Source organism: Halomonas sp. 7T (genome assembly GCF_025643255.1).
Lineage (GTDB): Bacteria > Pseudomonadota > Gammaproteobacteria > Pseudomonadales > Halomonadaceae > Vreelandella.
The window spans coordinates 701,880-728,131 of record NZ_CP087112.1 but is presented as its reverse complement, the minus strand read 5'-3'; the positions used below and the strand labels follow the sequence as shown (position 1 = coordinate 728,131).

Annotated in this window: 21 protein-coding genes; 4 read left to right on the top strand and 17 right to left on the bottom strand. The window is 53.1% G+C overall.

All coding sequences use genetic code 11. From position 1 onward, the window contains the following. Positions 1–231 precede the first annotated feature (231 nt). Complete coding sequence (locus tag LOS15_RS03315) at positions 232–1,299, bottom strand: OmpA family protein (protein ID WP_263068094.1); 1,068 nt, start codon at positions 1,297–1,299, stop codon at positions 232–234. A 102-nt stretch (positions 1,300–1,401) separates the two neighbouring features. On the opposite strand from LOS15_RS03315, the gene LOS15_RS03310 reads away from it, so the two are divergent. Together LOS15_RS03310 and LOS15_RS03305 are read left to right on the top strand one after the other, a co-directional pair. Continuing rightward, the gene (locus tag LOS15_RS03310) at positions 1,402–2,139 is read left to right on the top strand and encodes a hypothetical protein (protein ID WP_263068093.1); all 738 of its coding nucleotides are present in this window, start codon (positions 1,402–1,404) and stop codon (positions 2,137–2,139) included. Positions 2,140–2,143: 4 nt separating this feature from the next. Continuing rightward, positions 2,144–2,731 (top strand): FlgO family outer membrane protein, encoded by a 588-nt coding sequence (locus LOS15_RS03305; RefSeq protein ID WP_263068092.1) that lies wholly within the window; start codon positions 2,144–2,146, stop codon positions 2,729–2,731. Positions 2,732–2,734: 3 nt separating this feature from the next. Here LOS15_RS03305 and LOS15_RS03300 read toward each other — a convergent pair whose 3' ends face one another. The 6 genes from LOS15_RS03300 to LOS15_RS03275 form a co-directional block, all read right to left on the bottom strand. Beyond that, on the bottom strand, positions 2,735–3,991 hold the full coding sequence (locus LOS15_RS03300) for an O-antigen ligase family protein (protein WP_263068091.1): 1,257 nt from the start codon (positions 3,989–3,991) through the stop codon (positions 2,735–2,737). 131 nt (positions 3,992–4,122) lie between these two features. Then, complete coding sequence (locus tag LOS15_RS03295; RefSeq protein WP_263068090.1) at positions 4,123–5,541, bottom strand: MBL fold metallo-hydrolase; 1,419 nt, start codon at positions 5,539–5,541, stop codon at positions 4,123–4,125. Positions 5,542–5,730: 189 nt separating this feature from the next. Continuing rightward, on the bottom strand, positions 5,731–5,943 hold the full coding sequence (locus LOS15_RS03290; RefSeq protein ID WP_263068089.1) for a DUF6447 family protein: 213 nt from the start codon (positions 5,941–5,943) through the stop codon (positions 5,731–5,733). Between the two features lie 99 nt (positions 5,944–6,042). Beyond that, positions 6,043–6,657 carry a hypothetical protein gene (locus tag LOS15_RS03285; protein WP_263068088.1) on the bottom strand — a complete coding sequence of 205 codons (615 nt, stop codon included), beginning with the start codon at positions 6,655–6,657 and terminating at the stop codon, positions 6,043–6,045. An 85-nt stretch (positions 6,658–6,742) separates the two neighbouring features. Continuing rightward, positions 6,743–7,939, bottom strand: coding sequence for a Calx-beta domain-containing protein (locus tag LOS15_RS03280; RefSeq protein ID WP_263068087.1), 1,197 nt, complete (start codon positions 7,937–7,939; stop codon positions 6,743–6,745). 250 nt (positions 7,940–8,189) lie between these two features. Then, a complete protein-coding gene (locus LOS15_RS03275) occupies positions 8,190–8,354 on the bottom strand; it encodes a hypothetical protein (protein WP_263068086.1) in 165 nt (54 codons plus the stop codon). Between the two features lie 236 nt (positions 8,355–8,590). Here LOS15_RS03275 and LOS15_RS03270 point away from each other — a divergent pair, with 236 nt between their 5' ends. Continuing rightward, the gene (locus tag LOS15_RS03270; protein ID WP_263068085.1) at positions 8,591–10,663 is read left to right on the top strand and encodes a hypothetical protein; all 2,073 of its coding nucleotides are present in this window, start codon (positions 8,591–8,593) and stop codon (positions 10,661–10,663) included. A 71-nt stretch (positions 10,664–10,734) separates the two neighbouring features. Here LOS15_RS03270 and LOS15_RS03265 read toward each other — a convergent pair whose 3' ends face one another. From LOS15_RS03265 to LOS15_RS03255, 3 genes are all read right to left on the bottom strand, one after another. Then, positions 10,735–10,941, bottom strand: coding sequence for a DUF6447 family protein (locus tag LOS15_RS03265; protein WP_263068083.1), 207 nt, complete (start codon positions 10,939–10,941; stop codon positions 10,735–10,737). A 22-nt stretch (positions 10,942–10,963) separates the two neighbouring features. Next, entirely contained in the window at positions 10,964–11,776 is an 813-nt protein-coding gene (locus LOS15_RS03260) for a SapC family protein (RefSeq protein WP_263068082.1), read from the bottom strand. Between the two features lie 206 nt (positions 11,777–11,982). Continuing rightward, entirely contained in the window at positions 11,983–15,486 is a 3,504-nt protein-coding gene (locus tag LOS15_RS03255; RefSeq protein WP_263068081.1) for a beta strand repeat-containing protein, read from the bottom strand. Positions 15,487–15,965: 479 nt separating this feature from the next. On the opposite strand from LOS15_RS03255, the gene LOS15_RS03250 reads away from it, so the two are divergent. Then, positions 15,966–16,952, top strand: coding sequence for an acyltransferase family protein (locus LOS15_RS03250; RefSeq protein ID WP_263068079.1), 987 nt, complete (start codon positions 15,966–15,968; stop codon positions 16,950–16,952). A gap of 17 nt (positions 16,953–16,969) precedes the next feature. Here the strand turns inward: LOS15_RS03250 and LOS15_RS03245 are convergent, their stop codons facing one another. From LOS15_RS03245 to LOS15_RS03215, 7 genes are all read right to left on the bottom strand, one after another. Beyond that, positions 16,970–17,878 carry a GDP-mannose 4,6-dehydratase gene (locus LOS15_RS03245; protein ID WP_263068078.1) on the bottom strand — a complete coding sequence of 303 codons (909 nt, stop codon included), beginning with the start codon at positions 17,876–17,878 and terminating at the stop codon, positions 16,970–16,972. A gap of 43 nt (positions 17,879–17,921) precedes the next feature. After that, positions 17,922–18,953: a GDP-mannose 4,6-dehydratase gene (gene gmd / locus LOS15_RS03240; protein WP_263068077.1), complete on the bottom strand. Its 1,032-nt coding sequence runs from the start codon at positions 18,951–18,953 to the stop codon at positions 17,922–17,924. 143 nt (positions 18,954–19,096) lie between these two features. Then, the gene (locus tag LOS15_RS03235) at positions 19,097–22,609 is read right to left on the bottom strand and encodes a glycosyltransferase (RefSeq protein ID WP_263068076.1); all 3,513 of its coding nucleotides are present in this window, start codon (positions 22,607–22,609) and stop codon (positions 19,097–19,099) included. Continuing rightward, positions 22,609–23,886, bottom strand: a complete 1,278-nt coding sequence (locus LOS15_RS03230) for an ABC transporter ATP-binding protein (RefSeq protein ID WP_263068075.1) — start codon at positions 23,884–23,886, stop codon at positions 22,609–22,611. Before LOS15_RS03230 ends, LOS15_RS03235 begins: the two co-directional genes overlap by 1 nt. Further along, positions 23,883–24,677, bottom strand: coding sequence for an ABC transporter permease (locus LOS15_RS03225; RefSeq protein ID WP_263068074.1), 795 nt, complete (start codon positions 24,675–24,677; stop codon positions 23,883–23,885). Before LOS15_RS03225 ends, LOS15_RS03230 begins: the two co-directional genes overlap by 4 nt. Positions 24,678–24,865: 188 nt before the next feature. Then, positions 24,866–25,273, bottom strand: coding sequence for a GtrA family protein (locus LOS15_RS03220; protein ID WP_263068073.1), 408 nt, complete (start codon positions 25,271–25,273; stop codon positions 24,866–24,868). Then, positions 25,263–26,252 carry a glycosyltransferase family 2 protein gene (locus LOS15_RS03215; RefSeq protein WP_263068071.1) on the bottom strand — a complete coding sequence of 330 codons (990 nt, stop codon included), beginning with the start codon at positions 26,250–26,252 and terminating at the stop codon, positions 25,263–25,265. Before LOS15_RS03215 ends, LOS15_RS03220 begins: the two co-directional genes overlap by 11 nt.

The window sequence follows — 26,252 nt, the reverse complement described above, 5'->3', positions numbered from 1 at the left end:
CCAATAAGGTGCAAAAAACGATTCCGTGAAGCGCCAAGCGGCTGCTACAAAAATTTAAAAAAGACGAAAATATTTGCACAAACCCTTGGCAAAGCATCTCAAATAGCTATACTGACATTGTACTCACTGGCACTTCTGTACACCCCCTCACCTGATGCCAGTGAGCTGCAGTGAGCCAAGCCCTTTAATGCCCGCCTCCCCCGGCGGGCTTTTTTTTGACTCAGCTAAACGCTACTCAACGTGAATAACCACCTCGACGCGGCGATTGCGTGAACGCCCTTCTGCGGTACTGTTATCTTCTAGCGGCTGCGTTGCCGCAAGCCCTACCGCGCGTAAACGCTGTGGTTCTACGCCAGCCGCTTCAAGCGCCTCTACGATGGCAATGGCACGTGCACTGGAAAGCGCCCAGTTAGATGAAAACTCAGGGGTATTAATCGTCTGGCTATCCGAGTGCCCTTCTACCCACACCTCACCATCGTAACGCTGTATTGTCTCCAGCAGGCTGCTGACAAGCGAAGTGCCGCCTTCTGAAAGCTCCGCCGCCGCGGATGGAAACAGCAACCGATCCTGTACACGCAGGCTAATACCTTCGGCAACGCGCGACACTTCAACGCCTTCCAGGTTAGGAAGGTAAGGCGACGTTTCTACCCGTTCGACTAGCGCTTCATCCAGCGCCAGCGCATGGCTAACGATCTCGTCTGCCTCTTGTACATTCACCGGCGGACGATCGGTCAGCAGCACCATATAATCGGCAAATGGCGACACTGCCTGCTCGCTCGTCGCTAACAGCGGGCGCGGCAATACCGTCTCAGGTACTGTCTCAGGCGCCGTTTCAAGTACCGTATCAAGTACCGCTTCAATTACCGTTTCAATCGTAGGCGCTTCAGGCTGCGCAGGTTCCGCGATCACACGCGCCAATAAGGGCGGCACCCCCACTAATGGACGGCGTTCCGGCAATCCAGCCACGCCTAACGCAGCACTGATGGCCATCTGGCTCAGCTCGCCGGGTTGAGTGGGCGCTACATAAAAGCCTTCACGCGGAGGACGCACACCGGCAAGTTCGATAGGCAACGGTATGTCCAGCATGGGCAGAGCATCATAACGTGGTTCTGGCGCTTCTTCTTGCGGTTTCCACGTTGGGCTAGTGACCCCAGCCCCGGCAATAATAATCACGAAGAGCGCTACTAGTAACGTCATTATATCGATGTAGCTAATCATCCAACCGCTATTGCTATCATCATCTGAATAGGCAGTGAGCAGCGAATCATGACGTGGCCCAGCGCGGTGATCTTCAAGCATTCGGGCAATTACTCATTAAGTTTTTAACCTCATGGCCGATATAGACTAAGCGTGGCAGACTAGTCTACCAAAAGCCGTTTTGTAGCGAGAAGGAACTATCAGGTGCGTAATCGTTTTATTTCATCCTCTAACCTGCGTTTTTTACGCCCTGTTAGCGTAGGGCTTGCCGGCCTAATGCTCAGCGGTTGTTTTTATGCCAATACCTCACAGGCGCCGGTGGCCACCACCTACCCCTACACAGAGCAGCAACGCATGCAGGCAGCCCACCACTGGGAAGTGCTTGCCCGGCATGAAGCCAGCGGCATTCTGCGTAGCGAGCGCGTGCGCTTTAGGGATTTACACATTCCCGCTAAAGAGCACGCCTATCTCAGCGCCTACAGCGGCGGCGAATTCGAGCGTGGCTTTCGCACACTGCTGACCAGCGAACTAGTTTCCCGCGGGGGCAGCGTAACCACTCAGCCCCGAGCAGGTGGCGCCACCATCCAAATTGATGTGGAAGTCGTCGAGCACCGTGATCGCGGGTTTATTCGCCCGCCCGTTGGCGCCTTCACCGCATTAACGGCAGGGGTCGCCGTGGCGACTATCCCGTTTAACCAGTGGAGCGAACCTGCCTTAGGGCTTATTCCCGCCGGCGTTTTAGCAGACACCACTAGCGGCAGCTGGACCCATACCAGCAATGAAGAAATTATCGTGACCACGCAAATTGTCGAGGAAGATCGAATTCTCTACTCCTCCTCGAATATCTACTACATCAATGCGGGAGATCGTCGCCACTACGCTCCGCATCGCGTTCCCCAAGCGCCTATTACGCCCACTGTTTCCATCACCGATAATTGGTAACGCTATGTTTTTATCTTCGACTGTCACTTTCGGGCGCAGTTTAGCGCGCCGCACCCGCTCTTTACTGCTGATAGTGGTCACGCTGTTACTGGCAGGATGCGCCAACTTTGGCAACACTAACACCCAAGCACCGCCGCCTGAGCCCGACCTTTCTGAGCTAGTCCACGCCGCCGCTAGCCAAATGGTGGCAAGCAACCCAGACATCACTCGTTACAGCCCGATGATCGCAGCGACGTTTGTCAGCATCGACAACCTCAGCCAATCCTCAACGCTTGGCCGAATTAGCTCTGAACTCATGGCCTCTGCCCTGGCGAGAGAAGGCATGCAGGTGCGCGAAGTCAAAATGCGCGACAGCATGTTTATTGAAGAGAGCGTCGGCGAACTGATTTTATCCCGCCAGGTACAGCGTTTAAGCGCCCAGCACAATGCGCGCTCTATCCTGATGGGCACCTACGCCCAAGGGCAGGACTACGTTTATGTCAGTGCGCGGGTAGTCAGAGCAGGCGATGCTATGGTGCTGGGCAGCACGGATTTTAGGCTGCCCCTGAACAACAACACCCGCAGCCTGTTAGAAGGCCAAGGCGGCTGGTAACGTTTAGCCGTCCGCGTTCGGTTTAGTGATGTGCTTCCGACAGGAAGCACTGTAACTGCCCCACAGCACGACCAGCCAAAAGGCGTAAAACATGGCGCCACTGTTGTGGGCTAAAAATGTTTGCGATAACCCAAAATCAATGTACGCCACAGGCAGAAGTGTTCCCGCCACCGCCAACGCCCGAACATGAAGGTCTGGATGCAGCAGCCCTGGGGCAAAGACCTTAAGCGGCACCATATAAAGCAGCAACAGCGCAGCCAGCCCCACCAGCCCCTGCTTCGCTAGTACATCGATAAACTCGTTATGCGCATGGTCAAACTCTGTGACCATCTGGGTAACGGCCCCCTGTTCAGCAAGCGCCACCTGCCCCTCGTAATAGCCCGTCTCTCCCCAACCAAGCAGCGGCCGTTCGCTAATCAGCTGCGCTGCGCCGCGCCACATTTCAAAACGCAGGCCCAGCGAGGTATTCCGCTCGCCGCCCGACACATACAGGCTAATATCATTAACCGCCGCTTGGATTCGAGGCTGCACACCGGTTTGCGGCAGTAGATATACCGTCGTCACGATGGTCAGCATCACACCCACGGCTATCAGTTTTACGGAGGTTGCCAGCTGGCGGCCATAACCACGATAGAGGACAAAAGCGATCACCGGCAGACCAATCCAGCCTCCTCGGCTACCCGACATCAGCGAGCCGACCATGCCCAACAGCGCGCCTAATAACAACAAGACTACCCACAGTGCACGTTGACGCTGAACTACCGCCCAGCCCAATCCTGCCAAACACAGCACGCCCATTAACATGCTCAAGTTACCAAACTGGATAACTTGCAAATGCCCGTCTGCACGCTCCGCTCCCTCCACCAGCTTCTGCCACATCCCCCAACTGCCCGCGCCAATAGCCCCAATGGCTAACCCGGCCCACAGCCATGCCTGGCGCGGTGGAAAACGCAGCACAAGTAGCAAAACCGGCACCGCTAGCAAAAAGCGCACCGGGCGATCAAACCCTTTCGAGCCATGGTCAAGCATCGACAGCCCGCCAACAACGACGCCGTACGTAACCAGCGCCACAATAATCCAACGGTCTTGAGCAGAGAGCGGAAAAACAGAGCGGCCCCACACCGCACTGGCCAGCACCAACAAAGCTGCGCCAATGGAGTAACCCGAAGGAACCACCAGGGCAAGAGCACCCAATAGGAAAACAGCACCGCTGATAAAACAGCGCACCCGCTCTTCACGAGAAGCAAGATGACTCAGCATAGTGAACAACCTGACCAGGGCATGAAAGCTGCGGATAATAGCACACCCAAGAGTTAGGTAATGCTCCGCCATAGTGTCAGGCTAGAGGACATCTACCCGTGTCATTACGAGGAGCCTGCGACGAAGCAATCTCAAGATGAAAAGCTATCGGGTAAGCTCACCACCACCGAGCGATGATGCTTCGCCGCCATTGCTTCAATAGACCCTTTCAACGCTTGGCGGGCCGAGTCGTCGCCATGCACAAGACGAATCTCCTTAGGCCACTGGCGCATACGTTTAATAAAGTTGAGCAAATCCTGTTGGTCGGCATGAGCGGAGTAGCCGCTAATGGTGGTGACCCCGGCACGAATATCGTAGCGCTCACCGTCGAGCGTCACCCAGCCACCTTGCGGGCCGTAGCGCTGAATATCGCGCCCTGGCGTGCCAGCACCCTGGTAACCCACAAACAGCACCTGATGGCGGGCATCGCCCAGCATCGCTTTCAAATAATTCACCACGCGCCCGCCTGCGCACATACCGCTAGCCGCAATTACCACTGCAGGCCGCCCGCTTTCGGCTAAATAGCGCACGGTTTGCTCATGGATAGTGTGGTCATCCACCGTGTACAGGTTGGCGAAATTGAGCGGATGGCGCCCGGCGCGCAGACGCTGATGGGCTTCGTTATCCCAATACGGCTTCAGCGAGCGGTACACCTTGGTAAACCGCGCTGCCAACGGCGAATCGACAATAATTTCCAGCGAATGCCACAAAGCATGCTGACGGCCAGCGCTATGGATAATACCCTCCAGCTCATACAGCAGCTCCTGGGTACGCCCAACGCTAAACGCAGGAATAATCACCGTACCTTGATTCTCTAAGGCACGCTCGATAGCACGCCTCAACGTGTTCGCCCGTTCACGGCGGTGCTGATGCAGCCTGTCGCCGTAAGTCGATTCCAGCACCAACACATCCGCCTTTGAAGGCGACTTAGGCGCAGGCAGCAACGGCGAGCCAGGCGCCCCTAAATCGCCTGAAAATACTACTCGCTGCTTTTGGCCCAGCACACGATCGTTAAGCGCGACCTCCACGAAGCTAGAGCCTAAAATGTGCCCAGCCCGCTTAAGCTTTAACCGCATACGCAGCGCCGAATCGTCTACCACCGTGTGCCAGTGCGCGTAATCCACCGGCACTAACTGCGCCTGCACCCGCTGCTGAAATTGCTCGATTAAACGCGCATTACGGGTAAAGCCAATCTTTAACGCATCCTCAATCACCAGCGGCAGCAGCAGCGCCGTGGGTTCAGAGCAAATAATCGGCCCCTCAAATCCCGCGGCTAGCAAATAGGGCAAGCGGCCAATATGGTCGATATGCACATGGGTCACTACCAATGCCTTCACCGTGGAGATATCAAACCCCACCTCCAACTGCTGAAAGCTGTCGGCGGCGGCATCTTCACCCTGGAACAGACCGCAATCAATTAACAGTGACGCCTCATCATTGGCGATTAACTGATGACAGCTGCCGGTGACGCCACCCGCCCCGCCATGGTGAAGAATATTCGGAAACGCCATGTACCAGCTCCCCACGCGTAGAAAACCTAAGTATTACAAGCCTTACTATATTTAACCATTATGGAGAGCTAATACAACCTAAAGCACCATAACGGGGGAGCAGACACTTTTTTACGTTCCTGAAACAACAAAACCCCACCAAGGTGGGGTTTGTAAACGCGCTAACGCGACCTTGGTATCTACGGTCGATTAGTGTGTTTTCTGCTCAGGCAGCTCTTTCTTCAGCGCGTTGGCATAAGCAGTACGCGCTGTTTGGGCAATCGCTAGCTGCTGATTCAAACGCTGAACTTCTTGGTCAGTAACACGCAGGTTAAGCAGCTGATTACGAGCGTTTTCAGACAGATCGGCCAAATTATATTCGCGACCATCAATCGTAACGGTTTTTGATTGATCCTTCGCCATGTAAAGCTCCCTTCAATTAGCAATAAAAAGTGAAATAGGATTATAACAGCTTTGCCCGCTGCTGATTGCTGACAGCGCCCACCCAATACAGAGGGTTTGTTAAGCAGCAGGTAGAGCTGCTAATTCAGCTAGTAAACCCTCAACATCAGCGCTTTTAGGCAACTGTTGAGAAGCACGATTAGGGTGACGCAGTGAAAACGCCTTCAGAGCGCTTGCTGGCAACGCATCATCAAGCGAAGCAGCCTGAAAGCGTAATGATAACAGTTGCTCCGTCGGGGTATTCGCTTCTACGGCTCCCCAACCCACAACGCCGTAACCTTTTACATAGAGCAGCAGCTGGTCGCCCTCTTGGTAATAGCCACCTGCCCCAATAGCGTGCAAATTTAGGACAGAGGTTTGCATAGGAAAGTTCGCCTTGCCCCACGCTAGCGGCAGAATATGCCAGAAATAGCGCTGTTCAACAGCAGGAGCTTCTTTCGGCGGGGCACGCTCAGGTAGCACCTGTTCAGAGCCTGTGGGTTCAGAAAGCGCTTGACGGAGAGACGCACGGCCCTGCTGGTAAGCAGCGCTATATAACGCCAGGCGCTGGCGTAGCTCAGCTATATGCGCATCGACGAGGTGCAAATTGACTAGCTGTTCCCGCGCCCGGGAACTCAACGCCCAGGTTGGATAACGACGGCCTTCAATGACAACGCTTTTGGGCAGTTTCGGCATTATGTTCCCGCTTGTCGCCTAATATAAGCGCAATATTCTACTGAATTCGCATCGGCCGGTAAAATAGCACCCTACCGGTAGCGCTTTACGCAATCCAGCCATCATCATCAACAATGGTGCGCATGGCCGTTAACTGGGCAACGCCTTCGCCAAAACTGCCGCCGACCGGATTAAACACATCCAGGTAGAACGTTTCATCCGGCTCTGGTACATCATCCCCAATGATCTCTACAGCAATAGTGGCTTGAGTTTCACCAGGATAAAGAATGAGCGTATCCGCGACTGCCAAGTAGTCCTCCCCTGCTGTAGCGGTGCCATCTCGCGTGGCAAAATCAACGCTTAACCATTGATCTGGATCGTCGCGCTGGCCAGTAAATTCCAACAAGAAATAGATCAGTTGAGTCCCTTCATCACCCTCAACTATTGAAGTAGCAACATCCTCTGGCCGGCTGGGCGCATTAGGGTCTGCTTGACGAAGCGCTTGATCGATCCACTGCTGGTAAAAGCTAACACGCTGAAAACCCGCAATTTCACCGAAGCTACTGTCTGGGCTGCTATTCACGTCCGGACGTTGACCGTTGCGGCTTAACGACGCGGTATAGGTCGCGATACCCGCCACCTTATCGCCTATAAACGCGGGTCCCCCACTGTCACCTGGCGCAATCATCCCTTCTGCGCTGCCCAGCCCCGTATCATGCAGGCCCATCAGCGCGCCCAGCGCATCATTAGCGCTGCTACCGTTATCAAAATCGATAATCAACTGCGAGCCTGGCAACGGGTCCCAATTGATCCCCTGCCCAAAGGTGTCTTTCAACGCCTCACCCGTCGTATCAAAACGATTAGCCGCCATGCGCTTCACAGGCCCTTCGCGCCCGTTTTCCACATAGCCGCCAGCGCCTTCCCCCGTTAGGCCGTAACCCACTAACGAGATAATACTGCCTAACTCATCGCCATAACGATAAAGCGTGCTGCGCTCAACACTATAAGGTGCGGGTTCGCTTAGCCATAACAGCGCCAGATCACTGTTGTTCTGGAACGTATCGTAACGCGGATGTAGGCCATACGCCGAAGCGGGCAAATGAACACGCCCAGCTGGTGTTTCCAGGCGTACCGTTACCGCCTCTGCCCCCTCCAGCACGTGGGCGGAGGTTAATACGGCACGACCACCATAAAGCAGTGTGCCCGTGCCGTAGGAACCGCCGGCTTCTACCAGCCCCACGCCATCAAAGCCATCCCCTGGAAACACACGATAACGCTCTGGATCGCGGGTAACGGTCACCATCGTCACTTACCTCAGTATGTTAGTTTGCCAATGAACGCCAAATAGTGACAACAAAAATGACACAGGCAGGAATCAGGCAGCGTTTTAATAAGAAGTGTTTTGAATCCACCAATTTATCACAACCGCTAGCGCTTATTTTTACAAACAAGCGCTTATTCTGCGGCGTTTTCACTTTTACGGGTAACATGTTTCCGGGTAGTCCCAACGACTACTCAGAAACCTGACTCTCAATACCAAGCCGTTAAGCTTGCTAATTAAAACGTGTAGCGATGCCAAATACGGCCACGGGAAACACCGGAATGTCGATATCGTCTTTTAAGCGTTGCTCTTCCGCACGCAGGTCATCGTTCAGCGTTGGGTTGGTGGCTTCTAAATTACGAGTCGTGCGCGGCGAAACACTGGCATCAATGGCCACCAGCCCTAGCTCTGAAAGGTAGAAACGCCCGCTTCATGGGAGCTACGCCGGACACAGGGTTAATTTTGTAAGAGATGTCTGACAGCATGTAAGAAATAACTTACAAAGCAGACGAGAGGGCATGAGCGCGCGCGACTTATCGTTGCTATTGCACCGGCGGCTCTTTAGGATGCGATGTTTTATTCAAGAGCGAGAGACAGCATGGAATGTGCGCTAACCCTTCAGGAGAAAGAAAAGTGAACAAAAACCCAAGGATGATTGGAAGGCTTTTTTTTGCCGTTGCGGTTATCAATATTCTCGCGATTCTGTTTTATCAAGCCGTTACCTACCGCGTATTTTTTCACTCCGACTCCGCCATCATTAATGTATTGGCTGGTGAAATGGTAAGAACCGGGCGTTTTTTTCCGGAGGAGTGGTTCTACGGCTATGGCGATGTATGGATTGTTTATAACCATGTATTTATTGCACCACTGCTGCTCTTTTTTAAAAACAGCTTCGCGCTACACGCAGCATCAGGATGGATATTTTCCGGGCTGCTGATATTGTCCACGATATACTTTGCAAAACGCGCTCAGCTACCCACAATAGCCACGTTTGCACTGCTGGCCACGCTGTTTACGGGCATATCGCCTTATGTATCCGAAAGCCTGTTTGGGCAAATGTCTCATGGCTATGCATGGGGCTTTCTATTTCTCCTGCTCACCCTTGGGGCTGTGTTTCCCCCACAGACGCTTTCAGAGGGTGCCAAAAGCCGATGGCACTTGGGCGCTCTGGCAGTGCTGCTTTTTTTGTTAGGGCTAACAGGGGTACGCTTTCTTTTCAGTATTTTGCTCCCTCTTTTTGCCGTGTTAGCCACTCTAACGTGCGTTAAATACCTGCGTGATGGCGCTCAACCCCATCAACGCCTGTCTTATCATCCTGTTTTTGATGGCTATCACTCTACATGGCTCGCCGCCGTCATAGGCTTTTGTAGCGTATGCTACGGCTTAGGGTTGGTGCTGAACAAACTCTGGCTGACTGAAACCATCAGCTATATGAATATCGCCTCATCTCTGACGATTACTAGCTTTGAAGAGGTGGCAACACACTTCCGGCTATTTATTGAAGGGTACTTCTTTTCTGCGGGCATACTCCTTAACCCGCCCTCTGACTATAGCCTACCAACATTTCACAGCGCGCCGATTGTCTCGCTTACCGGTGTTGAGCTTATCTTTCGGGCCGTACTATTTACTTGGTTTTTCTTTTTACCCTGGGCTCTGCTGTTTAAATCAGCAAAAGAGGATAATCGCTTACTCTTTACGTTAGTACTCTTTTACTGCTTTAGCTTTATGCTGACGTTTATTTTCTATGTGTTTAGCAATAACCTCGCTGTTGCTATGCCGGCAATTCGCTACTTTGCGCTACTGCAAATATTATCGGCGGTCATCAGCATTGTGTTTATTGCCAAGTTGGCAGACCTTTGGGGAGGGCGTGTTTGGCACCTTTATTTTGTGGTAGTGGTTTTTCATTCGCTGTTCGCTTGGCAACACTTAGTCGGAGATGGCCTAACCCGTACACAAAATGGCAGCGTCGCGTTTAAAGAGAGCCCATTCGACCCTTTAATCGCCTTGCTACGCGAACATAATCTCGTCTATGGCTATGCGAGCTTCTGGAATGCTTCCGTTAACACTGTATTAAGTGCCGGGGACGTGAACATCGTGGGTGTTACTATTCAGCCTGACAACATTTCGCCGTTTAGGGTGTTAGCTTCTGAGGCGTGGTACCGCCCCTCTTTTCACCAGGGGCCAACCTTTCTGCTGTTAAGGGGAGAAGAGCGCCAACACATGCAGGATCAGCTTCCCGAGCCGTTAGCAGAGCCTAGCGCTGTTCATGAGGTTGGCGCCTTCAAAGTGCTTGTTTACGATTTTAATATTATGGACAAGCTTTATGATGGCAGCGCTCGCGAGCCTCTTCCTGCGAGTGAACGCTACGGCGAATTAAGCGGCTGCCCAGCAGTGCTAGAGATGCCCGCCGGCCAAGAGCGTCGCATTGCACTGAACGTTACGAACCTTTCGCAAATCACTTGGCCTTACCGGGGCGCTTACCCGGTGCGGCTGGGTGCTCACCTGCTGACCCCCAACGGTGAGCCGGTGCAGGCCGACCTATTGCGGGCCGCGTTAACCGCTAACCTTGCTCCAGGAGAGCAGGATTCGGTTGAGATCCTTCTTCCACCTACCGAGGCTGGCGATTACCGGCTAGACGTTGACCTGCTGCAAGAGGGCGTTGCCTGGTTTGGCAATGCCTGCACGATCCGCTTGGTGGTGCGTTAAGCACGGTTTAGCGAACCCACGTGTTAAGCCAGCCCGGCATTAAAAACCCCACTCAGCGGTGGGGTTTTTTGTTAGTGCTTTACGTCTTCCGGCAATTCCGCCTTCAGCGCGCCCGCATAGGCCGCCCGTGCCGTTTGGGCAATGGCTAGCTGACGCTTAAGCTGGGCGATTTCTTGCTCGCTCACCTGTAACTGCTTTAGCTGTACTTTAGCGGCGTTATTCAGCTCACTTTGCTGGTAAGTAACGCCACCGATGGTGACTTGCGCTTCATCGGCCATAAAAAAACTCCTTATGCATCAATTAGCTATCGAAATTAAACGTGATATCGTCGTCTTCGCCGCTATCAAATAGCTCTTCTAAATCCATCTCTTCTCTGGGGGTTTCATTTTCAGCGGCGTTACGCAGCTGATATAAGCGCTCTAAGCCTTTTAAGCGGTGCTCGGACAGTAGCTGCGAATACGCGACCGTTAGCGCGCCTGACTGGGCGAGTTCGGCAAGTGTTTCGGGGGCAAGCGCTTTAAGCGTGTTTTCATCAATGTGATGAAGCCCCGGCACCTGCCGCCCTGCTTCGCTCTCCGGATTGCGCGCCGTTACCTGCCAGGGCACGATTACGCCTGCCTGATGCAGTTGGTTAACTAACCGTTGCGTTAGCGTTTGCGCATTACCTACTTTTTCTAAAAAGGTAATAGTGTCTTTTAAGCGCTGGGTCGGCTCGCCTTCATCGTTAAACAGGCGCGTGGCTCCTTCGCTGGCTTCTAGCTCTAACGCGGCGGCCTCTTCATCGATACAGACCACTTGGCGTTTGCTGGTTTCCTCTGGCAGCAGCTTAAACGGGTGCGCACGGTACCAAGCGGGCTGATAGCCGCCAATCCAGCGGCCATTGGTGTGCACGTAGACGTTTACACCTGCCTGAAGTGACTGCAAGGCCACCAACTCCAGCTCATCTTGCTGAGCGGAAGAAGGCACAAAGGCCAGTGCCATGGTCGGCATTAGGTGGGGCAGCTCTTCCGCTACTACGGGCACCGCCGCTTGCCCCAGTGCATGGCTTAGGCCGCTAGGCACCAAGCCCGCGTGGCGGTGGGTCGATTTACTTAGTGCAACATAACGGGGCATATCGTCCTCTCGTTGATTGACGCTGTGTGCCGCAGAATAGCACAGGGGCAACGCAAAACCGATGCCCTGCCGAGCAACCCTGCAACCAACAAAAAACCCCAGCCAAAAGGCTGGGGTTTTGTTGCCCCCGCGGCTCAATGAGCGTTGGGGGCGTAGGCAGTTTCGCGAACGACTTGCCTAGTAGTGCTTAGCTAATCTCAGGGAGATTAAGCGATGTTGGCGTCATTAAATACCTGAGTTTCACCGAAGTCAACAGTACCTACCAGGGTTGCACCGGTAAAGTTATCGTCAGCGGCTGTAGTTCCTGAAGTCACTTCAAAAACCTTGTACTCACCCAGGTTGTCGACGTTCTCAACCATTAGGATGGACTTGAGTTCATTCTGAACCAAGTTAGCAGATGCTGCAGCCGACCCAAACGTTCCGCCGTTGTTCAGAGCAGTCAGCACTTGCGCCCCTGTCAGGCTTTCAAACTCAACCGTGCCAGTAGCAGCACCAGAAAGAACAGTGAAGTCTGTAATAGCAACGCCGTTCTCACCGATAGCAGTGATTGCATCGATAGTTCCCGCAACACGCTGCTCAGACAGGTTGTTAGAGTTACCTGTTGATGCATCTACTGTATTGTTCAGCCAAGCGCTAAAGTCCAGAACGTCACCAGTTGCACCATCTTCAAAGTGAACAATGGTATCGTTGCCAAAACCGCCCGCATCGAATTCAACAGTGTCGTTAGTACCGTCGTTGGAGCTAAGAACGATAACATCATCGCCCGCACCAGCGTTAACAGTGTTTACGCCTACAGTACCAGAGTCTGTACCCAGAGAGGACTGAGCAGCAACTGTAGCAGTCGTGGTCGCAAGATCACCAACTGTAGTAGTTACAGTGGAAGTAGTAGCGATATTGACCTGTGCAGGAGTACCGCTGTCCACTTCTGCAGTGATGCCATTTGCATTCAGCGTAGCAGCGATATTTGACGCTGTAGTAGCTTCATCAGTAACTGTTTCGACGTTGTAAGTAGTACCGTCAACAGTGATGCTGATAGTTTCGCCAGCAGCGAACACACCACCAACAGTGATGCTGCTGAAGGCGTTTGCATCCGCAGAGTCGATAACTGTCTCAGAGCCAGCTACAACGTTTACTGCAGCGTTATAGCGAGCTGCAACGTTGATAGTAGAGTCTTGCTCTTGTTCCCAGTAGGCATTCTGGATAGCTGTTTGCTGAGTGCCAGTCAAATCTGCCCAGTTGCTGCCGAAGAACTTAACTTCAACGCCAGCTTCTACTTGCAGACCGTCAACAAGGTACTGAACGGTGACAACGTTGTTAGAATCAACAGAAGCAGTAGCAATTTTGCTCAGCTTAGGATCTTCGTTAATTGCTTTAAGGATAGCGTTGTTCAGATCTTCGACAGTCGTCAAACGAGCAGAGGTGCTATCAACGATGTCGATTAAACCACTCTCAAAGCCATCTACAAGACCATCAGCACCACCGACAACACCATCAGTTTCTAGGGTTACCTGGATCTGCTTGCCGAACAAGAATTGAACGTCTTGAGCGTCGCCTGCAGCTACTAACTGACCGGCGGAAGCATCAATTTCTAAAATAGCCTTAAAGCCCGTGTTCTCAGCGTAGATGGTATCTGCACCAGCACCCGTTTCAGCGGTCAGGTGAGTAGCGCCACCGGTCACAGTGTCAGCACCACCAGCGGTCACTACGGTTGCTTCGTTAACTTCATCATCCGTAGAAGTCAACGTAATAACGTTGTTACCAGCGCCTGCATTGATTGTCAGACTGGCTTGTGTGCTACCAGAAGTAGACGTACCGGTCAGATCAGCGGTGATGGTGTCGCTGCCAGAACCGGTGTTAATCACAAACGACTGCGCGTCAGAAGCACGGCCAGCACCGTCGTAATCAGCAACAAAGGTTACGTCTGCAGAAGTGCCACCGGCATCCAGGTTTACCAGATCCGATACAACCGTTCCTTCACCCAGGCTCAGCTCAGCGCCTTCGAACGCGTTCGCGTCGATTTCAGTCAGGTCAGCTTGGGTAGCGCCAATGTACAGGCTGCCCGCTGCGCCGATAGAGCTAATAACGATGTTCTGAAGCTTATCGTTAGTAGTGTTCAAAGACTCAATCTTGCTGCTGCGATCAACGAGAACGTTGAACTGCTCAACACCCAGATCAGAGTTAGAACCGCCACCGATGTTCACGTCACCCGCGATAGAACCACGACCAGCGTTGTCCAGCACGAGGTTAGACTCGATCAGGCTGCTGGTAGAGGACGGGTCTTGCGGCTGAGCGTTACCGGCCACTAGGAAGCCGTCTGCAACCGGCTGAATTGCCGCTTGGGTGAAGTTCACGTTGCTGAATTCGTTACCGGCCGGATCGGTCAGCAGAATTTCTTGTGCAGTGAAGTCCAGGTTAACGGTGTTTTGACCAACAGTTACCTGATCGTACGGCGTAGACAGGTTAACGTTGATGTCGCCGTAGCCTGCTTCTTCCAGCGCGTTGCGCAGCGCCAGTGCTAGGCCTGGGTAAGTGCCGTCGGTAGAACGAACGCCTTCCAAGGTAACGGTTTCGCCACCCAGGTTGAAGCTCAGGTTCAGGTCGACGTTGGCCAGCGGCGTGGTCGGGGTTTCAGTGCTTACGTCCGCGATGCGAACCAGCAGCGAAGAGTTGACTTGGCTAGCGGCTTCACGAATCAACGACTGGCTGTCGAATTCAGCAGTGAAGTTGGTATCAAACTGCGTATCACGAATACCGAAAGTCACATCTTTGGTGATGCTCAGGTTGTCGCCTTGCAGGCTGACGTTTTCAAACGTCATGTTACCGCGACCGAAATCGGCCCAGTACTGCTCAACGTTTTCCATGCGCGTTGCATCAAGCGTCACGTTTTCCAGCGCTTCGATGTAAACTTCTTCGATGTTCTTGGTGACTGGACGCGGAGCGGTGTTAGTAAGACCTTCGACTTCGTTGTCGTTGATCATGGTCGCTTCGATCTTGTCACGACCTGCACCACCGTCAAGAACGTCACCAGTGGCGAACGCATTGGATACTGCGCCGTTCTGGTTCTGGCCAACGGTACCAATGAAGGTGTCGTTGTCGTCAGTACCAGTGATGTTGTCACGACCGTCAGTCAGAATGAAGGTTTCGCCATCAACACCTGGATCAATCGGTGGTTCCGGCTGGGCTTCAACCAGTGCATCAACTGCTGTTTGGGCGTTGATAACTGTTGCGCTGTCCGCTGTAACGGTGAGGTCTGCGCCAAAGTTCAAGGACGTGGCGTAGTCAGCCGGAACTGTCTCTAAGTTATCAGCGGTGTAGTTAGAAACCGCTACGCGGTTGTTGAACTGCTGGAAGGCTTGCAGAGTAGCCGGGTCTTCAGAATCAGCGTAGTCCGCAACGGCAGCTACTAATGCAGCAACCATTTCGCCACGGCTCAGGCCGCTTTCCAGCAGGCCAGTCCAGTAAGCAATACCTTCTGCGTCGTCTTCCGGCGTTTTGTTAAGCGTGTTGGCGTAGATCAACTCAACGAATGCTTGGTCGTCGTTCAGCGTGTCGCCAAAGTACTCTTGTGCATCGGTAGTTGCGAGCATCGCGTCGGCCGCTTGGGCGCTGGAAAGGCCAAGCCCCTGCCAGTAAGCATTACCTTCGCCTTCCGAAGCTCGATTAAATATGGCTACGTAGAGCTCAGAAACTTGTGTTTTGGTTAAAGCCATTATCCATTTTCTCCTAATCGGTACCGCGATCTAGATCGACGAGTTTACCGCTGCTTTGTACAGCTCCAGCAAAGATGCATGAGCTGCTAATCTAAGTCAACAATTCGTTCAGCACGAATTTCAACAACCCCGTGACACTACCTTGCGCAAAGTACATGCCGTTGGGCTTGGTTTACCATTGTGGCACAAAGCTAATCGAAAGGAACGTTTCGGCCGCAAAAAGAGGTATAACCGCACAACTAAAAAGGCAAGAAAGGTTCCCCCTGAATTACCCATGCTGCTAATACCTTTTGTTTACGCTTTATTGCTGGCCGCTTTTTTAGTACGTTCCTGCTTTTTAGCCACACCCATTATAGTGGTGTTTGTGACAATTCCAAGGCTGCTGAAGTTAATCTAGCAGCATTTGCACGATTTGCACGTGGCTAGCCAGTGTAAGCATCGTCGCTCCCTTTCTATCGAATGAAATATAAGGTTTTAACATGGGTGTTTTGCGTTTTGCGTTAGCGCTGCTGGTCTTGCTCAGCCATATGCATATTTATGTGGCTGGGCTTAACCTGGGGGTGAGTGCCGTGGTGGTGTTTTATCTGTTAGCCGGGCACGTGGTGTGCCGGCTTTGGGAACGTCTTGCGTTTCAGCGCGTTAGCGATAAGCTGCGCTGGTTTTATCGTGACCGGGTATGGCGCATTGCTCCCCTTTATGGTTATGCCTTGCTGATTAGCCTGTTGGCCTGGGCATTGGGGGCTGAGAGCTATTTTATCTCGGAGGGTCTTTCAATGTTGGCCCTGGTACAGAATGTGCTGATTGTGCCGCTGAATTATTACATGGTAAGTGGCATCGACCGCTTTACCCTGCTGCCCCCCGCGTGGTCGCTGGCGGTGGAGCTGCAGTTTTATCTGCTGGTGCCACTGCTTCTTGTGCGCTGGCAGTTTGCTGCGTTAGCGGCGGCACTTAGCATCGGCGTGTTTGTATTGGCACAACTCCCGCTGCTGAACACGGATATTTTTGGCTACCGGCTACTGCCCGGCGTGCTGTTCATTTTTGTGGTGGGGGGTGTTTGGCAAAGCCGCGATTTGGCGGCTTCTTTGACCCAGGTCAAATCTTTACTGCTTTTCAGCCTGTGGGCGGTAATAACGGCCTACACAGGCTGGCTGTTTATGCACGTTGAGTGGCGGGCGCCTTACAATTTAGAGGTAGCGCTTGGCTTTGCGGTTGGGTTTCCACTGCTTGTATTGTTCTCTCGCCTTCGGGTTGCACCTTGGCTGCACATTGTACAACGCCTGTTGGGCGCGCTCAGCTACGGGGTTTTTCTGCTCCACTTCCCTGCTATGTGGCTGCTGGCTCTGTTTCGCCCAGGGCTGGAACACAGCGTCGTGGCGGTGGTGGCGCTCACCACATGCCTAGCTATCATTGGGCATTTTTGCGTTGAGCGCCCGTTGTGGCAACGTTACCGACAAATGCTGACGTAGCGATTAGGCGCAGCGGGTTAGCTTGTTTCAGGCGCGCCGTTTGCCAACATATCACGCAGCGTTTCTGCTAACGGCCGTTGTTTAGCGCTTGGGCACCATTGTTTCAGGCGCTGGGTATCGGCTTTTAGCTCTGGTATTTCATTGGCTCTTACAAAATCGGGGTTTACGCGCACTTCAAGCGTGTGGTTGGTTAGCGCTTCCAGCCTGTGCAGAATTTCCTTTAACGCTGTTGCTTGCCCACTTCCCAAGTTGAATACATCACCACTGCTGGCGTTTTGCGGCCACTGCTGTAGCACATTGACGTAAGCGGCGGTTATATCGCGCACATCGCTAAAGTCACGCTTTACGTCAAGGTTGCCTAGCTCGATATAGGGGGCGCGTTGGCGAAAGTGAGCCACCAATTTTGGGATTAAAAAGTGTGCGGCCTGCCCTGGGCCGGTGTAGTTAAAGGGCCGAGCAATGAGCAGCGGCAGGCGATCAGCAAAGGTACGCGCGATGTGTTCCATCGCTAGCTTTGATGCGGCGTAGTGGTTTACCGGCGCTGGGGGCACGTGTTCGTTAATGCTGGCCTGGGCATTTGCTCCGTAAACATTGGCGCTACTGGCCAATAACACCCGGGGCGCCTTCGGCAGCGTGCTTAACGCCTTCAGCAGCGTTTCGGTGCCAAGCACGTTGACGCGGTAAAAATCGAGCGGCGTGGGGTGCCCTACAAATGAGAGTGCGGCCAGGTGGTAAACCTGCTGGGGCGCGACTTGCGCTATAAGGTTGCTTAGCGCTTTGCTGTCATTGAGGTCAATGGGGTGGGTTTCATCGGCACCGCACGGTTGACTAGCCAGGGCCACCACGCGGTGGCCTTGGTGTTTTAAGTGGGCAATGAGGTAGCGGCCGGTAAAGCCGCTGCCGCCCGTTACCAGGCACGTTGGCATGGTGGCTCCTTGGTTATTTGGCTTAAGCGCTGAATAGATTTGCTTAACCGCCGGTGCCGTTTTTTACGCGCTCTAGGTCGGCGGCTACCATCATTTTGCATAGCGCTTCTAAGGTGGTCGTGGGTTTCCAACCGAGTTCGGCGGTGGCCTTGGCGGGGCTGCCAATCAGTAGCTCTACTTCTGCCGGGCGGTAAAATTTAGGGTCAATCACTACCACGGTGTTGCCGGTGGCCGCATCAAGGGCAATTTCGTTTTCTTCGCTTCCTTCCCAGCGCAGTTCGATATCAGCGGCTTTGAAAGCAAGCGTGACGAAATCGCGTACGGTTTCGGTGCGGTTGGTGGCCAGTACATAGGTATCGGGGGTGTCGGCTTGCAGCATGCGCCACATGCCTTCTACGTACTCTTTGGCGTAGCCCCAATCGCGTTTGGCATCGAGGTTGCCCAGGGCTAGATGACTCTGCTTGCCCAGCTTGATGCGCGCTACACCGTCGGTGATTTTACGGGTGACGAATTCACGGCCCCGCAGGGGCGATTCATGGTTAAACAGAATGCCGCTGGTAGCGAAAATATTGTAGGACTCGCGGTAGTTAATGGTCATCCAGTGGGCGTAGAGCTTGGCAACGCCGTAGGGGCTACGGGGGTAGAACGGCGTGGCTTCGGTTTGCGGCACTTGCTGCACTTTACCAAACATTTCTGAGGTGGAGGCTTGGTAGAAGCGGATAGAGGTGTCCACGATACGAATGGCTTCAAGCAGATTTACTGCGCCCAGGCCGGTAATTTCAGCGGTGGTGAGCGGCTGATCAAACGAGACGCCCACAAAGCTTTGGGCGGCAAGGTTATAGATTTCAGTTGGCTTGCACTGCTGCACCAAACGAATGCTGGAGGAAAGATCGGTGAGGTCGTATTCGACTAAGTGTAGGTTGGGGTGGTTTTCAATCCCGAGTTCTTCAATACGCCAAAAATTGACCGAGCTGGTGCGACGATAGGTACCGTAAACGGTGTAGCCTTTTTCTAGCAGCAGTTCTGCGAGGTATGCGCCGTCCTGGCCTGTAATTCCTGTCACGATCGCGTTCATGACGCAGTTCCTTTCTTCATAGGTACAAGGGGTATGCATTCAACATTCATTCATTCAACATGCATTCATTTAACACACAAAATAGTGTGACGGGCTGCCTGGGCAGCCCGCTACTGCTGATGGGGTATTGTGGCTGGCTAGCCTTAGGTGTCAACCTGAATTGTGTCAGCCTTGTGAAGCACGTGGTCAACTAATGCAGCGCTTAACAGGCCGTGATAGCGGGTGGCGAGCGTAGGCCAGCTACGCTGATGCAGCCACTGCTCTCTTGCTTGGTAGTAGCGTTCACGCTGCGCTGGGGTCGCGTTAAGCACGTGGGTTATGCCAGCCGCAATGTGTGGGCTATCAAACCCTTGGGTTTGCCACACGACTTCTTTTACTTCATCAAAAATCGGTGCTGGGGTGGTCAAAATATGGGGGCACGCTGCTACGGCGGTACGTACTGCAGCGCTGCTGGACTCTTGGGTGTACTGGTATGGCAGCACCACCACGTTGCATTCAGAGAGATAACGCTGGGCGTCTTCCAGCGGCAGAAACTCGGTTAGCCACTCGATGTGGCTATCAACGCCTAGCCGTTTGGCGGTGCGCTGGCAGCGAGCTAGCTCTTCTTGGGAGCTTGGTTCGTCGCGCACGGACGTTACCAGCCGAAGCTTGGCATCTTCCGGCAGTGCCTGCTGTTTGCGCAAGGCGGCAAAGGCTTCGATTAACGTATTGACGCCTTTGTGGGGCAGCAAGAAACCAAAGCTGCCAATAATGGGCGCTGGGCGGCTGCTGGTTGCCGGTGGGGTTTGACACGTATCGACGCCTTGTGGGAGCTGAGTAACGTTATCCGTTAGGCCAATACGCTTTAGGTAGTTGAGGTCGTCGAGGGTGTGCACGAACACTCGGTCAAACGCGGCGAGGGTAGCCGCTACCGTGCGACGACGTTGTGTATCAAAGTCGATCACGGGGCGCGTGGTGTGCAGGGTGATGTACACCCGCTTACCTTGGCGTCGGCTATGCTGTACTTCGCTTTGCAAAGCTCGGTCTAGCTCGTAGAAGGCAAAGTGGTGCTGTAGCCATACAACGTTGCCAGTGGCTTCTGTCAACGTGGGGCTTTGGCCACGCTGCCAGCGGTGCTGGCTGAGCTTGCCTTGGGGGGCGCTATTACTGTTATTAGTACTGTTATTGGTACTGTTATTGGCTAGCTGCGGCGCATGAATAGTGACCGCGAGCGCAGGGTCTTTCGCTTGTAGCGCCTCGACTAAGTGAGCGCTGTATTGGGCAATACCGCATGGCTCATCCCAGCTTGTGTATAGACTAATAGCCAGTGTGGGCACCGGCGAGTGAGCAACCGCTTGTAGACGGCCTAGCGCGCTAAGCACCGAATTTACTGCGCTAGGGGCGAAGAAGCGCGCCTGCATGGCATTGTGCAACTCGTTAGCGGCACGGGTTGCGCGCTCGCCGCCCTGGCGTAACAACTGCACCTGTTGCTGCACTTGCTCTACTACGCTGTTCACGCTGGGTTCTACCCATACTGCTTGGCCGGCGCTGAAGTGAGACTGAGCGTGGTCGAAGCAGTAGTTTACCCAGCCCGAATGCTTTGACGGGGTAAAATCAGTGTGGGCGCCATAACCGGTTACCACTAATGCACGGCTGAATTCTCCCGCTTCAATGGCGGGCATGTTTAGCCCTTCGCCCCGAGTGGGTAGGACGACCACATCGGCCGCTTGGTAAAGTTCGGCCATTTGCTGGGCGTTATAATCCTCCATAATGATGTGCAAACGTTCCCGGTGCTTTTCGCTTACGTATTGTTCGGCCCAAGCGTCCACTTGGTTGTGCGGATTGGGGAACGTTTTAAGCGTAAGCGTGATGGCTGGGTCGTTCGCTGCCAGCGTTTCAAACGCTTGCAGCAATACATCTACCCCTTTCCGGGGGAAGGCAGACGAGACATGCAGCAGGCTCACGCTGTGCTTTTCCGCTACCCGCGAAAGGTCAGCGGCGCTGCTCTTTTGTGCGTGCGGGTTGGCGACCAGCGGTAACGCTATTACGTGAATGGGCAGGGTGCAGCCGCTATCCATCAGCACTTTTTTTACAAACCACGCAGTGACGATTACCCCGGCATAGTGCTGGTTGAGGGTGCTAACCATCTCGCTGGGCACCCAGGACTCTTCCCAGAAAAACAGCGCGATGGGCAAGCCGTGGGTGGGGTCCGGCTCGATGAGCGGGTAGTGGTGATAGAGCGCAACCCGCTGCTCTTGGGCGAGCGTTTGCCATGCGCTAGCATCGGTTAATGCATTTAACTGGGCAACTTCTTGCTCGCCACCTGGGGTGCTGCGCACATGTGCTTCTGGAGTGCCTTCATGGGGGGCTAAACAGAGTATTGGGACGTGCGAGCTGGTGTGTAAGCGGCTAAGCAAATGGCGATTAACAGCGGCTAGGCTGTAGCTGCCATTAATATGACCTTGCAGGCGCACCCCTTGAGGCGCTGTTAACGGTTTGGCAAGCGGTGTATCTCTGAGTGCTGCAGCTTCCAGGCGCACGGCAGCGGTAATTTCTGCCTCAAGGTTTTGAAAATCTTCTTCGCGGAACTGCCCTGCCCGGCTAAACAGTCCATCACTTGCCGCCATGTGCCTAAGAATCCGCACTTTTAGACTAGGAAAACGGTTGAGCACTTTCAGCGCCAGCCGTTTTAACCAGGGAATTTGCGCCAAACGGCTCAGCACTTTACCACTCTCTTGTGCTGATTGACGCTGCCAGCCCATCACATAGCGCAGTGGAAGCGTTATCCGCCATGAGCGACTTGCCAGCACGCTGTTTAGGTGGTGCTCTAGGTGGCCATTATGTTGTTCTAACAGCTGTTTTTCTTGCCGTAACGTGTGGAGCATTTGCTCATATTGACTGTGCTGCTGTTGGAGCTGGGTGAGCTGCTCGGTTTGCGCTTCTATTTGGGCTGCCAACGTTTCCAAGCTGCCTTGCTGCGCTTGGGTAAGCTGCTCCAGGTACTCAAACCAGGGGCCGCTGGTTTCATCGGTTTTTTTGTGGGCTATCAGTGCATAATCTGGGTGAGCGGATACTACCCAGTCTAAGTAGTGACGCACCGGTGCGCCATCTTCCGGCGGTTTGGGGCCGTTTAAGCGTAAAATGTGGGCTTTGCCGTAGCCGGTGTCTGTTGCCACAAAGTGTAACAGCGGCGGCGGCAGCGGCTTAATATGGGTGGGGTCTAGGTGAAAACTCCACAGCCCAACGGTGAGGTTTTCAGGGTTGGGTGTTTCTAGAATCAGGACGCCACCGGGCAGTAGCGCTCGGTGTATTTCTTGAATTAGCGTTACCAGGCCATCAAAGGGGATATGCTCGGCAATATGAAAGCCGGTGACGGCGGCAAGGCTATTGCTTTCTGTGTGTTGCAACGCGGTAATGGCGTCGTTCACTTCAACGTATAGGCCGCTTTCGTTGCACTCTTGGGCCATGCTTTCGTTGGTATCAATGCCTTTGGCGGGCCAGCCGTTTTCCTGCATTAGCTCTAGCCATTCACCGCGGCCTGACCCTAAGTCGACCACCTGTGCGTCTGGGTAGCGCGCCATAATGGGGGCTAGCAGCGGCACGTACACCTTAAGGCGCTCTTTAATGGCGTTTTTGTCGCCGCGAAAGTGATTGGTAAAACGGGTATAAAAATCCATTACACTGACTCGTTAGATGCTGAGCGTGTTGCGGCTTGGCGTTCGCATTCGATGGTGGGCATGACCCAGCTACTGCCTAAAAAGAAGTCTTTTTCCATATTAACCATTTGGAAGACCAGGGCGTGATCTATCCATTGGTAGTTACGGGTTAGGTGGGTATCGCCACTGTGTATTGAAAGCGATACCGAGTAGCTGCCTGGGCCTAGATTGGCATTAAACCGCATCCGATAAGTAAGCGTTTCGCCTGCGATTAGCGTGCGCTCTATTTGGTGGGTGTGCCAGGTATTGGTTCCAAAAACGTCTTGGCCGACTCGATCCTTGAGTTTGTAGCCAATCACCAATTCGGGTAGGTCGGCATGAATGGCTACATCTATGCGCAGCTCTACTTCCTGGCCTACATCAACAACTTCGAGCGAGTTACCGTTAGCCGTGTGTAAGCTCACTTGGTTAATACTGGCCTCGCCCGTGCCGGAACGCGTTTGTATTTGACCGCTTTCTAACGGGGTAATCTCTACTTTGGCATTCTCTTTTTGGGCGATAATGGCGTTGTAGTAGTCCATGATGTCTTGAGGCAGGCCATCTTGCAGCACTCTTCCCTGCTCTAGCAGAATAGCGCGGTCACAAAGGCTCTGTATTGCTGCTTTGTCATGGGAAACAATCAGCAGCGAGGTTCCCTGGCGCTGAAATTCGCGAATGCGGTCAAAGCTTTTGTGCTGAAAGTAGGCATCGCCCACTGAAAGAGCTTCATCGACAATCAGAATTTCTGGACGAAACGCTGTGGCTACCGAAAACGCGACGCGCATCTGCATGCCGCTGGAGTAGACACGCATGGGTTTGTCGAAGTAGTCACCTATTTCAGCAAAGGCTTCAATATCACCCATCGCTTGGCTAATTTGAGCGTGGGTAAAGCCCATTAGTCCAGCTGAGTGGATGACATTTTGGCGGCCGGTAAGCTCACCATTGAACCCCATACCGAGTTCCAAAATGGCGGCTACACGGCCGTGGGTGCGAATATATCCTTCGGTGGGCCGCAAGGTACCAGTAATCATTTTCAGCAGTGTGCTTTTGCCTGCGCCGTTCTGTCCTACGATCCCTACCGCTTCGCCCTGGGCAACATCGAAATTGATATCGCGAAGTATCCAGGTCTCTTCTTCGGCATGCACTGTGCTAAACCAGCTGGCAACGCGCATGAGTTCGTTGCGGTATCGGCGGTAAGCTTTGCCTAATTCACGTATTTCTAGCAGGGGCTTTTTTTCGATGTGAGCGTTTGTCTTCATAGGGCGTCCACCATTTCTGGGCTGGCTTTACGAAACAGGACGGCACTCATCATCACTAGACCTCCGCCTAACAGGGTTAAGCCTCCTAAGGCTAGCAGTGAAGGCGCTTGGCCATAGGCCAGTACACTGTGGTAAGCGCCTACTAAGTGAAACAGCGGATTAAACGCCAATACCGCTTGTAGCGATTCTGGAACAATTTCTGCGGGGTATACCACCGGCGTAAACCAAAAGAGAAACTGCATGATAATAGGCATCAACTGCCCAATATCACGAATAAACACGTTTAGAATACCCAGCATCAGCCCTAAGCCCAACGCTAGCAGCACTGTAATACCCGTGAGTAGTGGCACCCACAACAGTGTCGCTGGGGTGAAATGCCCAAGTACTGCAAACACCACTAAAATCACTACAAATAATGCAATGTTATTAATCAAGCAGGAGCCTGTAATAATGACGGGCAGCGCTATTTTGGGAAACACCAGTTTTTTCATTAAATTGGCATTTTCAATGAATACGCCCAAGCAGCGGTTGAGAATATCGCTAAATAAGCTCCAGCCCAGCATGCCCGCTGTAAGGTAGATGGCGTACGCGTATTGGCTTTCGATACCAGGCAGTTTGGCAGAGAGCACCGCTGAAAGAATCAGCGCGTAGATAAGCACCATCGAAAGCGGGTGAATAATCATCCATGCGCCGCCTATTCGGCTGCGGGCAAAACGGGTGACCAGTTCGTGACGAATAGATGTGGCAATAAATTGGCGATAGCGCCATGCCCCTTTTAGGGATTCCAGCATTCCGTTACCTTTTGCCGTGGGCAGTCGTTGGGTCGCAAGGTGCCTTGCAGAGAGCGCCATGGTAAGCCAAGGGCTGAATAGGCACCACCGTTACAGGCACTCAGGTGTGGCGTAAGTTCCTTTCAGCATGGCTTGTGGTTTAAGAAACTAAAAACCAGCCTTCGGGAGTGAATGACTCTACATACTGTTCACTTGGGCACTGATGAAAACACCCAGAAACGCGATGCAAGAAAAACGAAAAACGGCACCAAAAATACCGATAAACAGATGGCCAAGAAGGGAGAGCTAACACCCAACGCCAAAAAGACCCATAACAGGCTACTGTTAATAGCAAAGCCACCTAGTGTTACCAACAAAAAACGCCAAGCACTGCCTTTTTGACGAAATGTAAAACGCGAGTGTCCCCAGAAAGACACCTGAAAAGCCACTACAAACGCAATGAAGTTGACCAGAAAAGGAGAGCCTTCCACCCACACGCGCAATAGCCACCAAGCAACGAACAGGTGAACTACCGTCGCCAGCCCTCCGACGAGGCCAAAGCGCATTACTTGGCCTATCAAACCGCGTATTTCGGCGTATCTTAATTCAGCTTTCATTATCAGGAACCCGCGACTCAGCCACGATATACAGAGGGCGATCTTTCGTTTCTATAAACAGCCGACCAAGATATTCGCCAATAACACCTATGGAAATCAGCTGCATACCGCCTAAGAACATGACGCCTGCAGTCAAAGATGCGTAGCCTGGAACATCCGCTCCAAGTACAAGTGTACGCAACACGATATAAGCGCCATAAAGGAAAGCGATCAGCGCAACGCCTACCCCTAAATATGACCAAACCCGTAGGGGCCAAGTGGAAAAGCTCACAATGCCATCGAGTGCGAAATTCCAGAGCTTCCAATAGTTGAACGTTGTATTGCCTGCCACACGGGGTGGTTGTTCATAGGTCAGCGCCTGGGTATCAAAACCTACCCAAGCGTATAACCCCTTCATGAAGCGGTTACGCTCTGGCAGGCTTTTTAAGACGTCTACCACCCGCCGGTCAAGCAGACGAAAGTCCCCTCCCCCTTCGGGCAAACGCGTGTGCGCCATCTTATTAAAAAAGCGGTAGAACTGTCGCGATGTCCAGCGCTTTAACGGTGTTTCTTGGTTATCTTCATCACGTACACCGTACACAATATCTACACCTTGCTCATGCCAGGTCTTCACAAATTCGGGCACTGTCGACAAAGGGTGTTGAAGATCCACGTCCATCATCACCACAGCATGGCCGCTGGCATGATCAATACCTGCTGACAACGCTATTTCTTTCCCGAAATTACGCGAAAAAGAGATATAGTTAAGACACTCATGTTGACTCGCATAATGACGCAGTAGGGCCAGACTGCCGTCACTAGATCCATCGTCAACAAAGATGACTTCACTGTTGAATTCCCATCCCTGACGAGCACGCATGAAAGCCTCAATAAATAGAGGGATAGACGCTTCTTCATTAAACGCGGGCACCACTAATGATATTGTCTTCTCACCCAACGTCACGGAATGTGTCTCGGCATCTAATTCTTTCCGGGTCAT

Bases quoted from the DNA above. Each gene is read 5' to 3' on its own strand.
- LOS15_RS03315 (WP_263068094.1), bottom strand. From the start codon at position 1,299: ATGCTTGAAGATCACCGCGCTGGGCCACGTCATGATTCGCTGCTCACT.
- LOS15_RS03305 (WP_263068092.1), top strand. From the start codon at position 2,144: ATGTTTTTATCTTCGACTGTCACTTTCGGGCGCAGTTTAGCGCGCCGC.
- LOS15_RS03300 (WP_263068091.1), bottom strand. From the start codon at position 3,991: ATGCTGAGTCATCTTGCTTCTCGTGAAGAGCGGGTGCGCTGTTTTATC.
- LOS15_RS03295 (WP_263068090.1), bottom strand. From the start codon at position 5,541: ATGGCGTTTCCGAATATTCTTCACCATGGCGGGGCGGGTGGCGTCACC.
- LOS15_RS03290 (WP_263068089.1), bottom strand. From the start codon at position 5,943: ATGGCGAAGGATCAATCAAAAACCGTTACGATTGATGGTCGCGAATAT.
- LOS15_RS03285 (WP_263068088.1), bottom strand. From the start codon at position 6,657: ATGCCGAAACTGCCCAAAAGCGTTGTCATTGAAGGCCGTCGTTATCCA.
- LOS15_RS03280 (WP_263068087.1), bottom strand. From the start codon at position 7,939: ATGGTGACCGTTACCCGCGATCCAGAGCGTTATCGTGTGTTTCCAGGG.
- LOS15_RS03265 (WP_263068083.1), bottom strand. From the start codon at position 10,941: ATGGCCGATGAAGCGCAAGTCACCATCGGTGGCGTTACTTACCAGCAA.
- LOS15_RS03260 (WP_263068082.1), bottom strand. From the start codon at position 11,776: ATGCCCCGTTATGTTGCACTAAGTAAATCGACCCACCGCCACGCGGGC.
- LOS15_RS03255 (WP_263068081.1), bottom strand. From the start codon at position 15,486: ATGGCTTTAACCAAAACACAAGTTTCTGAGCTCTACGTAGCCATATTT.
- LOS15_RS03250 (WP_263068079.1), top strand. From the start codon at position 15,966: ATGGGTGTTTTGCGTTTTGCGTTAGCGCTGCTGGTCTTGCTCAGCCAT.
- LOS15_RS03245 (WP_263068078.1), bottom strand. From the start codon at position 17,878: ATGCCAACGTGCCTGGTAACGGGCGGCAGCGGCTTTACCGGCCGCTAC.
- gmd (WP_263068077.1), bottom strand. From the start codon at position 18,953: ATGAACGCGATCGTGACAGGAATTACAGGCCAGGACGGCGCATACCTC.
- LOS15_RS03235 (WP_263068076.1), bottom strand. From the start codon at position 22,609: ATGGATTTTTATACCCGTTTTACCAATCACTTTCGCGGCGACAAAAAC.
- LOS15_RS03230 (WP_263068075.1), bottom strand. From the start codon at position 23,886: ATGAAGACAAACGCTCACATCGAAAAAAAGCCCCTGCTAGAAATACGT.
- LOS15_RS03225 (WP_263068074.1), bottom strand. From the start codon at position 24,677: ATGCTGGAATCCCTAAAAGGGGCATGGCGCTATCGCCAATTTATTGCC.
- LOS15_RS03220 (WP_263068073.1), bottom strand. From the start codon at position 25,273: ATGAAAGCTGAATTAAGATACGCCGAAATACGCGGTTTGATAGGCCAA.
- LOS15_RS03215 (WP_263068071.1), bottom strand. From the start codon at position 26,252: ATGACCCGGAAAGAATTAGATGCCGAGACACATTCCGTGACGTTGGGT.